The 13,203-nt window shown below is 62.5% G+C and carries 10 protein-coding genes; 6 read left to right on the plus strand and 4 right to left on the minus strand.

Annotation, left to right across the window (positions count from 1 at the left end):
• The first annotated feature begins 50 nt into the window (after nt 1-50).
• Nucleotides 51-1,088: a DctP family TRAP transporter solute-binding subunit gene (locus LAD35_RS18565; protein ID WP_224150419.1), complete on the plus strand. Its 1,038-nt coding sequence runs from the start codon at nt 51-53 to the stop codon at nt 1,086-1,088.
• Nucleotides 1,089-1,207: 119 nt separating this feature from the next.
• On the opposite strand, the gene LAD35_RS18570 is transcribed toward LAD35_RS18565, so the two are convergent.
• Together LAD35_RS18570 and LAD35_RS18575 are read right to left on the minus strand one after the other, a co-directional pair.
• On the minus strand, nt 1,208-2,029 hold the full coding sequence (locus LAD35_RS18570; protein WP_224150420.1) for an aldolase/citrate lyase family protein: 822 nt from the start codon (nt 2,027-2,029) through the stop codon (nt 1,208-1,210).
• A gap of 204 nt (nt 2,030-2,233) precedes the next feature.
• On the minus strand, nt 2,234-3,214 hold the full coding sequence (locus LAD35_RS18575) for a Bug family tripartite tricarboxylate transporter substrate binding protein (protein WP_224150421.1): 981 nt from the start codon (nt 3,212-3,214) through the stop codon (nt 2,234-2,236).
• 227 nt (nt 3,215-3,441) lie between these two features.
• Between LAD35_RS18575 and LAD35_RS18580 the strand changes: the two genes are divergently transcribed.
• From LAD35_RS18580 to LAD35_RS18600, 5 genes are all read left to right on the plus strand, one after another.
• On the plus strand, nt 3,442-4,224 hold the full coding sequence (locus LAD35_RS18580) for an alanyl-tRNA editing protein (RefSeq protein WP_224150422.1): 783 nt from the start codon (nt 3,442-3,444) through the stop codon (nt 4,222-4,224).
• A gap of 77 nt (nt 4,225-4,301) precedes the next feature.
• On the plus strand, nt 4,302-4,496 hold the full coding sequence (locus tag LAD35_RS18585; protein WP_224150423.1) for a hypothetical protein: 195 nt from the start codon (nt 4,302-4,304) through the stop codon (nt 4,494-4,496).
• Between the two features lie 28 nt (nt 4,497-4,524).
• On the plus strand, nt 4,525-4,824 hold the full coding sequence (locus LAD35_RS18590; protein WP_184704050.1) for a hypothetical protein: 300 nt from the start codon (nt 4,525-4,527) through the stop codon (nt 4,822-4,824).
• 331 nt (nt 4,825-5,155) lie between these two features.
• On the plus strand, nt 5,156-7,423 hold the full coding sequence (locus tag LAD35_RS18595; RefSeq protein ID WP_224150424.1) for a protein-disulfide reductase DsbD family protein: 2,268 nt from the start codon (nt 5,156-5,158) through the stop codon (nt 7,421-7,423).
• Nucleotides 7,424-7,797: 374 nt separating this feature from the next.
• On the plus strand, nt 7,798-10,089 hold the full coding sequence (locus tag LAD35_RS18600) for a DUF5979 domain-containing protein (RefSeq protein WP_224150425.1): 2,292 nt from the start codon (nt 7,798-7,800) through the stop codon (nt 10,087-10,089).
• Between the two features lie 180 nt (nt 10,090-10,269).
• Here the strand turns inward: LAD35_RS18600 and LAD35_RS18605 are convergent, their stop codons facing one another.
• Both LAD35_RS18605 and LAD35_RS18610 read right to left on the minus strand, forming a co-directional pair.
• The gene (locus tag LAD35_RS18605; protein ID WP_263434663.1) at nt 10,270-12,225 is read right to left on the minus strand and encodes a family 2A encapsulin nanocompartment cargo protein cysteine desulfurase; all 1,956 of its coding nucleotides are present in this window, start codon (nt 12,223-12,225) and stop codon (nt 10,270-10,272) included.
• 15 nt (nt 12,226-12,240) lie between these two features.
• Nucleotides 12,241-13,173 (minus strand): family 2A encapsulin nanocompartment shell protein, encoded by a 933-nt coding sequence (locus LAD35_RS18610; RefSeq protein ID WP_184704056.1) that lies wholly within the window; start codon nt 13,171-13,173, stop codon nt 12,241-12,243.
• Nucleotides 13,174-13,203 lie beyond the last annotated feature (30 nt).

The raw sequence follows: 13,203 nt of genomic DNA on the forward strand, positions 1-13,203 counted from the left end.
AGTAAGCGCTGATTGCTCACTTTTTAGTATTTCAACAAGGAGACCGTCTGATGAAAACCCGCCAATTCCTCGCCTCCACGCTGGCCGCAGCTGCTGCGCTCTGCCTTGCCGCTCCTGCCGTGCATGCACAGGGCAACTACAAGAGCGAATACCGCATGTCGCTGGTGCTGGGCACCGCCTTTCCCTGGGGCAAGGGCGGCGAGATCTGGGCCAACAAGGTGCGCGAACGCACCCAGGGCCGCATCAACATCAAGCTCTACCCCGGCGTGTCGCTGATCCAGGGCGACCAGACGCGTGAATTCTCCGCGTTGCGCCAGGGCGTGATCGACATGGCGGTGGGCTCCACGCTGAACTGGTCGCCGCAGATCAAGGAGTTGAATCTGTTCGCCCTGCCCTTTCTGATGCCCGACTATGCCGCCGCCGATGCACTGACGCAGGGCGAGCCCGGCAAGCGCCTGTTTGCCCGCCTGGAGAAAGCTGGCGTGGTGCCACTGGCCTGGGGCGAGAACGGCTACCGCGAAATCTCCAACTCCAAGCACGCCATCAAGACGCCTGCCGACCTGAAGGGCCTCAAGATTCGTGTCGTCGGCTCGCCCCTCTTTGTGGACACCTTCACCGCGCTGGGCGCCAACCCCACGCAGATGAGCTGGGCCGATGCCCAGCCTGCCATGGCCAGCGGCGCCGTGGATGGCCAGGAGAATCCCGTGGCCGTGTACCAGGCTGCCAAGCTGTACACCGTGGGCCAGAAGCACATGACGTTGTGGGGCTACATCAACGATCCGCTGATCTTCGTCGTCAACAAGGACATCTGGAACAGCTGGTCCAAGGCTGACCAGGACATCGTGCGCCAGGCCGCCATCGAGGCGGGCAAGGAAGAGATCGCCATTGCCCGCAAGGGCATGATCGAAGCCGACAAGCCACTGGTCAAAGAACTGGCCGCCAACGGTGTGACCGTGACCCAGCTGAGTCCCGCCGAGCGCGACGCCTTTGTGAAGGCCACCCGCCCCGTGTATGACAAGTGGAAACAGCAAGTGGGCGCCGATCTGGTCGACGTGGCAGAAAAGGCCATTGCTGCGCGCAAGCAATAAAAGCTGGCCCCGCGCACAGGCGCGGGCTGTGCAATCAGTACAGAAAGCGCAAGAAGAACAAAGCCACCGGTTTGCGCCGGTGGCTTTTTTTCATGCGCGCAAGAGCGCGAACGGAGCAATCAATACGTGTTCTTCACGGCGCCGTCCGTGCCACGGTAGCTCGCCACCAATTGCCGGGCTGCCGCATGCAGCAGCATGGTATCGGCGCCCACCGCCACGAACTGTGCGCCTGCGGCGAGCCATTTGTCGCCCTGCGCCTTGTTGGTGGACAGAATGCCGGGCGCCTTGCCCGCCTTGCGGATGCGCGCAATCGCGTCGGCAATCATCGCCTGCACCTCCGGGTGGCCGGGGTTGCCCACATGGCCCATCGATGCAGACAGGTCGGCCGGGCCGATGAACACGCCATCCACCCCGGGCGTGGCGGCAATCGCGTCCAGGTTCTTCATGGCCTCCACGGTTTCAGCCTGTACCAGCAGGCACACCTGGGCATTGGCCTCGTGCAGGTAGTTGGGATAGGCCTGCCAGCGCGACGAGCGCGCGAGCGCACTGCCCATGCCGCGAATGCCCTGCGGCGGGTAGCGCATGGCATGGGCGAGGTGTACGGCCTGCTCGGCGGTATCGACCATTGGCACCAGAATGGTCTGTGCACCAATGTCCAGATACTGCTTGATGAGCACCGCATCGCCCGTGGGCACGCGCACCACCGGGTGCGGCGCAGGCATGCCCGGCGGCAGTGCCTGCGTTGCACTGGCTACCGCCTGCAGTTGCGCCAGCGTGCTGCGCAGGTCATTGGGCGCGTGCTCGCCATCAATCAGCAGCCAGTCAAAGCCGGTACCGGCGCTGATCTCGGCCGCGTAGCTGTCGGCCAGCGCCAGCCACAGGCCCAGCTTGACTTCGCCCGCCGCCATGGCTTGCTTGAAGGAATTGATCGGGGTTTGCATGCGTGTTCTCCAGATAGGCAGGCGCCCGTGCACAACGCGGGGCCTTGAACAGGTATTTGGTGCGATTATGGGCTGGAGCGGCGCGCCAGCCCGTCCCGCGCGGAACTGCCCCAAAACAAAACGCACCCGGACAGGGTGCGTTTGCGTGGTGGTATCGACTCTCTTTTTTATAGCGACTTGCGCTAGCCAGTCAAGCGCCAGTGCCTATTCGATCTTGAAACCCGTGTCCTTCACCACCTTTTTCCAGCGCTCGGATTCGGCCTGGATCTGCTGGGCAAACTCTTCCGGCGTCGTCTTGACGGGGATGTAGTCGTACTGCTTGAGCTTGGCCAGCACGTCGGGCATCTGCATGACCTTGTCGATGTTCTGCGACAGGGCAGCAATGACTTCCTTGGGCGTGCCCTTGGGGGCCAGCAGGCCCGCCCAGGAGCTGAATTCCATGTCCTTGATGCCCAGCTCGTTGAACGTGGGCACATCAGGGAAGGACGCAGCGCGCTGCGGCAGGATCACGCCCAGCGCCTTGACCTTGCCGGATTTGATCATCTCAACCGCTGCGAACGAGTCGAACGAGAAATCCACCTCGCCTGCCACCACGGCCTGCATCTGGGGACTCGTGCCCTTGTACTGCGCATTGATGAGGTGCGGCGCCTTGATCACGTGCTTGAACTGCTCGGTGATCAGGTTGATCATCGCGCTGCCCGACGAGATGGTGAGCGGCTTGTCCTTGTTCTGCGCCAGCGCGATCAACTCCTGCATCGAATTGACAGGCAGATCCTTGCGTGCAATCACCACAAAACCCACCGTGCACACCTTGGCCACGGGGGCAAAACTGGCAGCGGCCTCGTAGTTGGCCTTGTAGATGACCGGGCTGAGCGTTTGCGCACCTGCCGTGTTGAACAGCAAGGTGTAGCCATCGGCCTGCGCACGCGCCACCTCGCCGGTGCCGATCATGCCGTTGGCACCGCCCTTGTTGTCGATGACGAAGGATGCCTTCATCAGCTCGCCCATCTTCTGCATCACCAACCGCGCCACCACGTCGGTGGTGCCGCCTGCCGCAAAGGGAACGATCACCCGCACGGGTTTGCTCGGGTAGGCCGCTTGCGCGTGTGCCCATTGCGGCAGGCCCGCAGTGGCAGCGGCACCAGCCAGGGTGGTCAGAAAATGGCGGCGTTGGATGTCGCTCATGGTTTTGTCTCCTATTGCTCGAATGGTGGTTATGGGCCGACTCTGGGCTGATTGTGGGCGGCGCCACCTGCGCTGTCTAATATCAATCGCCAATGCTGTGATTCGCATTCGCTATAGGCCACCGTATGCCAGCCACCTGTGCCGCCATGCTTGCACAGGCGACAAGCCAGGTGCGCCAAACCCACTAGCATGGCTGTCTCCAACGTGTCTTTGCTCCCCTGCCAGAAATGAATTCCGTACCCTCTCCACTCTCCTTGCTACCTGCCACCGAAGAACTGTTCCGCGCCGACAGCTACCTGCAAAACTGTGAAGCCACCGTGCTGGCCGTGACCGATACCGGCATCGTGCTCGATCGCACCGTGTTCTACCCGCTGGGGGGCGGCCAGGCTGGCGACGCGGGGGTATTGCGCTGTGCAGATGGCCGCAGGATTGCCATTGCCGACACCCGCAAGGCCAAGGCGGAAGACGGCCAGCCCCTGCCCTTGGTGCTGCATGTGCCTGCGCAGGAAGACCATGGACTGCAAGCGGGCGACCAGGTCACCGCTGCCATTGATTGGCAGCGCCGCCACCGGCTGATGCGCCTGCATACAGCGTCGCACGTGCTCTGCCACCTGGTGCCTCACCTAGTCAATGGCTGCTCCATCACGCCCGAGCAAGCGCGCATCGACTTTGTGACCAATGAAGCCATCGACAAGGATGCCGTCACCGCAGGCCTGGCCGCCATCGTTGCCCAGGCGCTGCCGGTGCAGATATCCTCCATCACCGACGCCGAACTGGATGCCAACCCCGCCCTTGTCAAAAGCATGAGCGTTCAACCGCCCCGGGGCAGCGGCCGGGTGCGCACCGTTCGCATTGGAGGGGACGGCACAGGGGATATGCCCGCCGTGGATTTTCAGCCCTGCGGCGGCACGCACCTGGTCAACACGACGGAGATCGGCGCCATCGCCATCAGCAAGACCGAGAAGAAAGGCGCCAACAGCCGGCGCGTGATCCTGGCATTTGCGCCGTAGCGTACAAACAACGGGCGTTTTCAGCTATCGTTTTTACAGCGCCTCAACACAGAGAAATTTTGCCCAGGATAAAACCCATGACCAAGGGTAAATACCAGGGTCAGCTGTCACATATTTGTAAAAGTTCCAAGCTTATTGGATCCAAAAACGAAACAATGCGTCTGCAATTTGGTGATTTATCTGCATTCATACCAAAACTAAACTTCATTCCATCGTTAAACAAAACGCTGTCGCGCAAAGACGCACAGCGAGCGATACGGCAGGCCATGTGACCTGCCGCGACTTTGAAAGGAATGAAAAATGAACGCACGTATTCTCGCTATCGCCGCTACCCTGGCTCTGGGTGCCACCGTTGCCAACGCCAACCCTTTTGAAGGCGACCAAGCCATTGCAGCCCGCGCCACCGCCACCAGCGCCGTGAGCCGTGCCGATGTGCAAGCCCAGCTGGCCGATGCCCAGAAGAACCACACCATGGTGGTGCAAGGCGACAAAGTGGCCGTGAACGCCTACGAAATGGGCAAGGGCCAACTCAGCCGCGCTGAAGTGACCCAGGCCGCTCACCAGGCCATGGTCAACGGCTCGATCGTTGAAGGCGAATAATCGTTTCTGACCGCTGGCAGCCCACGACCCTGCCAGCTACCAACCGGGCGGCGCACACACTCCCCGCCCGGTTTTTCTTTGCCAGACCAACGAGCCAACGGGCTGCTGTTTTCAGGAACAGCAGCCTTTTCCTTTGGAGCGTTGCATGGCACCCCGCTTGCATCGACTCCCAGCCGGGGAACCAAACCCGGTGACTGCAGCTCCGACAGGGAGTGACTAATATGGTCAGCGCGCGGGCCGAACGAGCTTGCGCACGGAACACATCAGGCTGGACATCGGCACGCCACGCGCCTCGCGGATGGGCCGGCATTGGAGCGATTTGGGGTTTTACATGGCATATGACGGCAAGCGCCTGCCTTTGCGGGCGCTGTTTTTTACTCTTCTTTTCATAGCTACCAGCGCTCTGTGGACGGGCGCCAACGCCCAAATCAAACTCAATATTGGTGGCAGCGGCAATGCGCCAGCCATGGATACCCCGGCAACCGGCGGCACGGGCAGCCATGTCGTCACCACACCCAGGGTGCGCGCCGAACTGGTGGCCAATGCGCCTGATGGCATCGTTCCGGGCAAAGCCATTGAACTGGGCCTGCTGATCGAACACCAGCCGCAATGGCATACCTACTGGAAGAACCCTGGCGACTCCGGTCTGCCGACTCAGCTGGAGTGGCAGCTCCCCCCCGGCTGGGATGCCGCCGACATCGCCTGGCCCACGCCCCACCCGATCCGCATTGGCAATCTGGTGAACTACGGCTATGAAGGCAAGGTGCTGCTCCCCGTCAAAGTGCAGATTCCCACCACGTTCGCCGCAGACAGCACCAGCGCCACGGTGCAGCTCAAGGCGAGCTGGCTGGTATGCCGGGTGGAATGCATTCCTGAGGAAGGCAGCTTCAGTCTGACCATTCCGGCCAAGAGCAGCACCGGTATGTATGCCGCCGAATTTGCGGCCGCCCATGCCCAGGAGCCTATTGCGCTGCAAGGTGAGAGCAGTGCCACCGTGGAGGGCAGCAAGCTGCAGCTGCGCGTCTCCGGCTTGCCCGCTGCGCTGCAGAACCAATCGCTGCAGGTGTTGCCCGAAACCGCCAACACCCTGCACCATGCGATGGAAGCCGGCAAGGACTTCACCCAGCGGTGGGACGGCGCCGTCTGGACTGCCACCGTACCGCTGTCGGACGCGCGTGGCGACACCCCCACTGAACTGCCCCTGGTGCTGACCACCGCCGAACGCACCGCAACGGGCAGCACCGTTGCCTGGCGCACCGTCGCCCCCATCAGCGGCCAATGGCAAGCCGCTGCCGTGGCCCAGGTATCGCCCGAACTGGCTGCCGCATTGGCCAAAAATGCCGAGCAGCAAGGCGCTGCCCCAGCGGCACCGCCAGCAGCGTCGGGCAGCCTGTGGCTGGCTTTGCTGGGCGGCCTGATCGGCGGCCTCATCCTGAACCTGATGCCCTGCGTGTTCCCGATCCTGGCGATCAAGGTGCTGGGCTTCGCTGGCCATGGCAACCAGTTGCGCGAGCAACGCATGGCAGGCCTGGCCTACACAGCAGGCGTGGTGCTGTCCTTTCTGGCGCTGGGAGGCCTCTTGCTGGCCCTGCGTGCAGCCGGACAGCAGTTGGGCTGGGGCTTTCAGTTGCAGTCGCCCCTGGTGGTGGCACTGCTGGCAACCCTGTTTACCGTGATCGGCCTCAATCTGACGGGCCTGTTCGAGTTTGGCCATTTTGTGCCCAGCAGCCTGGCAGGCAAGCAGGCCAGCAATCCGCTCACCAATGCATTTCTGAGCGGTGTGCTGGCCGTGGCCATCGCCTCTCCGTGTACCGCTCCATTCATGGGCGCCTCCATGGGGCTTGCCATCAGCATGCCGGCAGGGCAGGCGCTGCTGATTTTTGCCGCACTGGGTATCGGCATGGCCCTGCCCTACCTGCTGGCCAGTTGGGTGCCAGCCGTGGTGCGCTGGCTGCCACGCCCAGGGGCATGGATGGACACTTTCCGCCGCGCCATGGCCTTCCCGATGTTTGCCACCGTGGTCTGGCTGGTGTGGGTGCTGGGCCAGCAAAGCGGCATCGATGGCGCCGCCACCTTGCTGGCCTTTCTGGTGCTGCTGGCCGCACTGATCTGGTCACTGACACTGCAGGGTCGCACACGCTGGGTACTTTCTATTCTTTTGATAGCTGGAGGCGCTTATCTGATAAGCGCTACAGGCAAAAATCTCTCCAGCCCAGAACCTCAGATCGCCAGTTCGACCCAGCCCAATGCACGCTGGCAGCCGTGGTCTGCCACGCTGGTGGCCGACACAACAGCCGCTGGCCACCCGGTATTCGTCGACTTCACCGCCGCTTGGTGTGTAACGTGCCAGTACAACAAACGCACCACGCTCAGCAATCCCGAGGTACTGCAGGCCTTTGACGGCAAGCAGGTCACCCTGCTGCGCGCCGACTGGACCCGCCAGGACCCTGCCATTACTGCAGCGCTGAACCAATTGGGCCGCAGCGGCGTGCCGGTGTATGTGCTGTACGCACCGGGCAAGGCCCCGGTGGTGCTGAGCGAAGTGCTGAGCGTGCAGGAGGTGGTGGACGCGGTGCAAGCGTTGCCACCGCGTATCTGAACCTGACTTTTCAATCGTAAATTGCAGAAGGGCACTTTCACAGTGCCCTTCGCTCTCTTGAAGGCCGCTGGAAGGCCGCGTCAGCCTTGCCCTGCAGTGTCGTTTTCGACACAGGCCACCGACCACTGCTTCCTCCTTTGGATCAGTAAAGCCTGCACCCGCTCACCCAAGCAGCGCGGCAATGCTCGCTCTACCACCCACACCGTTGTCGCCACCAAGCCAGTGACTGCGTGGAGATTCCCAACTTAAATAATTAGAAATTTGTAATCAATCGTTGTAAATTGATTTATAAACAGAAATCACAAAGCCAGCCCATCTTGACCATTGCCCACCGTTTGTGGGCAGGCCTTCCATCTCCTCGAAGGGACCGACGCATGATCCGAGCGAACAAGACCAAATGGAACCTGACACTGGGGGCCTTAGGACTATGCTGTGGCTCCACGGCCTTCGCCGTCTGCACCAACACCCCCAACTCGATCGCCGCAACAAACAACAGCAGTTGCACTGCGGCGGGAGGCTCCTACACGCCCACCGTGGGTTGGACCACCTTCATGTCAGCAGGCTACGGAGGCATATTGGATGCCACGGGAGACATGAACATCACCGTGACGCCTTCTTCGACTTACAACCCGTTCAGCACCACTGGCGTCGGTGTCAATGAGGTTCGCAATGGCACTGCAGCGCAGATTAACGCGCAGAGCATCACTCTCGACCTGACGGCCGGCCCGGCCAATGTAGCCAAGATCGGCTTGGGCGCTTCCAATGCAGGCCTCTACAGCGGCAAAGACTTCGCGGTTGACATCCTCATCAACAACCAGAGCACCTCGACCCTCAACATCCCATCATTGGGCTGGTATGCGTACACGCTGTACAACTACGGAATCCTTGCAGGCAATTCTGTAGATGCAGGTGCTGGATCTGCTGCCGCGCAAGCGCTGCTGTACTCCTACGTCACGCTCGACAACGCTGACATCACGATGGATACCACGCCATCCAGTGCATCCGGTGCTCAGCTCAATATCAGCGCAGGCATTCGTGCAATCTCGGTGCAAGGTACGTCTGGCCATGTCACGGTCAAAGGGCTGACCAAGATTGACACCACTGGCCAGTACAGCCCCGGTATCTACATTTCGGGCGGCGACAGCCAGGTTCACCTCAACAACAGCAACATCACGACAAGAGGTAACCTGTCCAACGCACTGAAGCTGGGCAAGGTGCGTGACCTGGGAGCCGGCAGTGCGCGGCTGTATTCCACCGGCACCATCTCCTGGGATACGACGGGAGCGCCCGGTACGCCAAGTGTTCTGCTGCTGGGCGACAACACGCTGTTGCAGGCCGATGGCGCGGGCAGTGCAGGCTCCATCAAATCCGCCGCAGAGACCATTCTTTTCGGAAACCGCGATATCACCGCCCGAACCCTGTCACAGAACGCGAAGGCGAGCTTCAACAACACCAGTTTCAGCACCACATCCGCCACAGCGTCGCTGTTCAAAGTCAGCGCAGGCCAGACGAATGCGTCGCTGGGCCTGAAAGGAGCTTTGTCCCAGTCCGTAGCCGCCAGCAATGGATGGTTGATGGAAGTGGAGAACGCCAGTGCCTGGCTCAACAATCCAGCCTCCGCCACGCTCACGGCCTCCGATGGAGCCACCCTGCAAGGCCTCACCAACAAAGGTAGTACAGGCTCGGACCTGGGAGTCAGCCTGAGCAACTCATCCACCTGGAACCTGGTGGAAAAAAGCAACGGCGACAAGACATCCACCTACACCACATTCGGCATGACGGCAGGGTCGACACTCAACGCCTTCAAGGCGGGAGCGGCAGCATTCGTGATGAACGGGCCGGTGAGCTCGGACGCCTCCACCGTCAACCTGGTGGACGGCGCGCCTGACGATGTACTGACCGTGCAGCCAAGCTACGCCGGCAGCAATGGTGCCGCGCTGGCGGTGGATACCTGCCTCGCAGGCAGCGGCGCGGCGTCGGATGTTCTCCGGGTCGCGGGCGACACCACCGGCACCACCGTGCTGAAGGTGACGCCATTCATCGATGCAGCCTGCCCCGGCGCAGACACCACAACCACCGGCGATGGCAACGGCATTCTCGTCGCGCAGGTAACAGGCAACTCCAACGCCGTCTTCTCGTTGGAAGGCGGAGTCGTCACCCAGGGCAACTACGTCTACAGCCTGGTGAAAGTGGGCAACGACTGGTATCTGCAATCGCAGCTTGGCACTGGCACCATCACCGTCGCCAAGCAGGTGAATGTTCCTGCCGGCGTGCCCGCCTTCAGCGGCGCCATTCCATTCACGCTGACCTGCTCCACACCTGCTTTCACGCAGGCGGGCAGCATTGCCGTCGCCAGCAACCAGGGCAGCGCGGCCCCCATCACTGTCGCAGCTGGCAGCACCTGCTCGGTGGAAGAAGGCGCGTTGCCGACTCCTCCAGCGGGCTATCGCTGGGGCCCGGCCAGCCTGCCTGCGGCCAGCACGCCCATGGTCTCTGCGGGCACGCAAACCTTAACCATCATCAATACCTTGGTGAAAGACACGGTACAACCTCGCACGCCCGCGCCCGTGCCCACCAACGCGCCGCTGGCCTTGGGTGGTCTGAGCGCCTTGATCGGTATGGCGGCATTGCTGCGCCAGCGGCGCAGCCGCAAGCACACCAGCTGATGCGGTATTGCCGCTGAAGGCGGCGCGATGCGCGTTTCTACAGGGGCAGGCAGCTTGAAGAAGGGAGCGTAGCAACGCTCCCTTCTTTGTTTTGCGCCTTTGCGCACTTGCCTGCCTGCAGATCCGCCAATGCGTTGACAAGCGTCATGCAGCGGCAATGCGCGCCCGGCCTTACACCGTTCAACGCCTCTGGCCTGCCAGCCGCCGCACCACAGCCACCAATTGATCGATCTCGTCAAAGGTGTTGTAGAAAGCAACCGAAGGCCGTACCGCAGTCTCCACGCCAAAGCGCCGCAGAATGGGCTGGGCGCAATGGTGGCCGGTGCGCACGGCAATGCCCTCGTCGTTCAGCGCCTTGCCGACTTCTTCCGTCGTGTAACCGGCCAGGGTGAAAGACAGCACGCTCGCCTTGCCCGGCACGGTGCCGATGAGACGCAGGCCGGGGATGGCAGCCAGCTGCTGCATGCCGTAATCAACCAGCGCATGCTCGTACTGGCTGATGGCATGGATGCCGATGCGCTCCACGTACTCCAGTGCCGCGCCCAGGCCCACGGCATCGGCAATGTTGCCGGTGCCCGCCTCGAAGGTATTGGGCAGCGGCTGGAACACGGTCTTCTCGAAGGTCACATCCGCAATCATGTTGCCGCCGCCCTGCCAGGGCGGCATGGCTTCAAGCACTTCGCGCCGCCCCCACAGCACGCCGATGCCGGTGGGCGCGAAGATCTTGTGGCCGGAGAAGACGAAGAAGTCCGCGCCAATGTCCTGTACATCGACCGGCGTATGCGCAATCGACTGCGCGCCGTCCACCAAGGTGGCAATGCCGCGCTGGCGGGCGATCTGCACCACCTCCCTGACCGGCACCACCGTGCCCAGCACGTTGGAGACATGGCCAATGGCGACGATCCTGGTGCGGTCGTTCAGCAGCTTCTGGTATTCGTCCAGGCGGATCTGGCCCTGCTCGTCTACCGGAATCACGCGCAGCCGCGCACCCTTGGCCTGCGCCAGTTGCTGCCAGGGCACGATGTTGGCATGGTGCTCCAGGTGGCTGACGATGATTTCGTCGCCTTCGCCCACATTCTGCCCGCCCCAGGCCTTGGCCACCAGGTTGATCGCCTCGGTGGTGCCGCGCACAAAGATCACCTCGCGCGCGTCAGGCGCATGGATGAAGCGGCGCACCACTTCGCGCGCATGCTCGTAGGCATCCGTGGCGCGGGCGGCCAGCGTGTGGGCCGCGCGGTGGATGTTGGAGTTTTCGTGTTCGTAGAAATGCCGGATGCGCTCGATCACCTGGCGCGGCTTGTGCGTGGTAGCGGCATTGTCCAGCCAGACCAGCTGCTTTCCATTCACGCGCTCGGCCAGAATCGGGAAGTCCCGCCGTACCGCGTTGATATCAAAAGGCGGGTGGCGGTCTGCCTGCGACTGCGGGGTTCTGCCCTGCTCGCCGTGTGGATGGGGCTTGGCCGGTGTGACAAAGCCGCTCGGCAGCTGAACTGCGTGGGCAAAGTAGTACTGCGGTGCGGCGGAAGAAGCCGGTGCTGCTGCCGCCGCACTTGCGCCGCGCGGCCCGCGCAGATCAATGCCATCTAAACCGGAGGCAGGTGCGCCAGCACGGGCCTGCTGGGCCAATGCCAGCAGGCCATCCTCTTGCACTGGTACCGCTGGCGATGGCTGTAAAAAATAATAGCTGCTCGCGCTTTCTGCATGCGCATGAGAATCGGTTTTGACATCGACCGGCACCGCCTGCGGCACGCCTTGCACACTGCTGCCCAGGCGCGGCTCGTAAGCGGGCAGATTGCTCAGCACGTTGTCGGGCACGCCGTTGCCGGCCTGCGCATGCGGCAGCAAAGCAGGCGCCCGGTGGGCGAGCGACAGCACGGGCGTTGGCGAAGCCGGCAGCAGGTTGGCACCCGGTGCCACGCCCTGCGGTATCGGTGTGCCCGGCACGCCCGGACCCAGACCTGCAGGGCTCGCCAAGGGCGAACCCGGCGGCGCAATGTTTACGGGCGCCTGTATGCCTGGTGGCACAGCGCCAGCACCCGGACGCTCGCTGAACAAGGCGCTGGCCATCTGCGCCAGCACCTCAGGGGAAATGGGCGCGGTCGCCAGATCCGGCGCGCCCGTGACGGTGGAAACCATGGCAGCCCCCTTCGCTTATTTATAGGTATCGGGGTAGTCGTGGTACTTGTTGATTTCCACGTCATCCAGAACCGCCAGCGCATCCGGGGTGAGCACGGCCAGCGAGCAGTACAGTGAAATCAGATAGCTGGCGATGGCATGGTTGTTGATACCCATGAAACGCACCGACAGCCCCGGCCCCTGCTCGCCCGGCAGGCCGGGCTGAAACAGCCCCACCACGCCCTGGCGCTTGTCGCCCACACGCAGCAGCAGGATCTTGCTCTTGCCATCGGCCACCGGCACCTTGTCCGAAGGGATCAGCGGCACACCGCGCCAGGTGATGAACTGGCTGCCGAAGAGGCTGACGGTCGGCGGCGGCGTGCCGCGGCGCGTGGCCTCGCGGCCAAAGGCGGCAATGGTCAGCGGATGGGCCAGAAAGAACGCAGGCTCCTTCCACACCTTGGTCAGCAGCTCGTCCAGGTCATCGGGCGTGGGCGCTCCGGTCAAGGGGAAGATGCGCTGCTCGTCCGTCACCTGGGCCAGCAAGCCGTAGTCGGGGTTGTTGATCAGCTCGCTTTCCTGGTTTTCCTTGATCGTCTCGATGGTCAGGCGCAGCTGCTCCTTGATCTGATCGTGCGGGCTGCTGTAGAGGTCGGACACGCGGGTGTGCACATCCAGCACGGTGCTGACGGCGTTCAGATAGAACTCGCGCGGTGCCTCTTCGTACTCGACAAAGGTGCGGGGCAGCTGGTTCTCGTGCTCCTTGGCGGTGCATGCCACCTTGATGGCTTCAGGGTTCTTGACTTGGTTGAGCCGGTAGATGCCCGCCTCCACCGGCACCCACTGCAGCAAGTGGGTGAGCCAGCGCGGGCTGATGGTTGCGAGTTGGGGAACTGTCTTGGTGGCATTGGCCAACTGGCGTGCTGCCACATCGCCCAAAGCGGTGGTACCGCCCACATTTGCTGTCATAAAGCACTCCGTTGTGATCGAAAGGAAGGT

This window comes from Comamonas odontotermitis (assembly GCF_020080045.1).
In the GTDB taxonomy this organism is placed as follows: Bacteria; Pseudomonadota; Gammaproteobacteria; order Burkholderiales; family Burkholderiaceae_C; genus Comamonas; species Comamonas odontotermitis.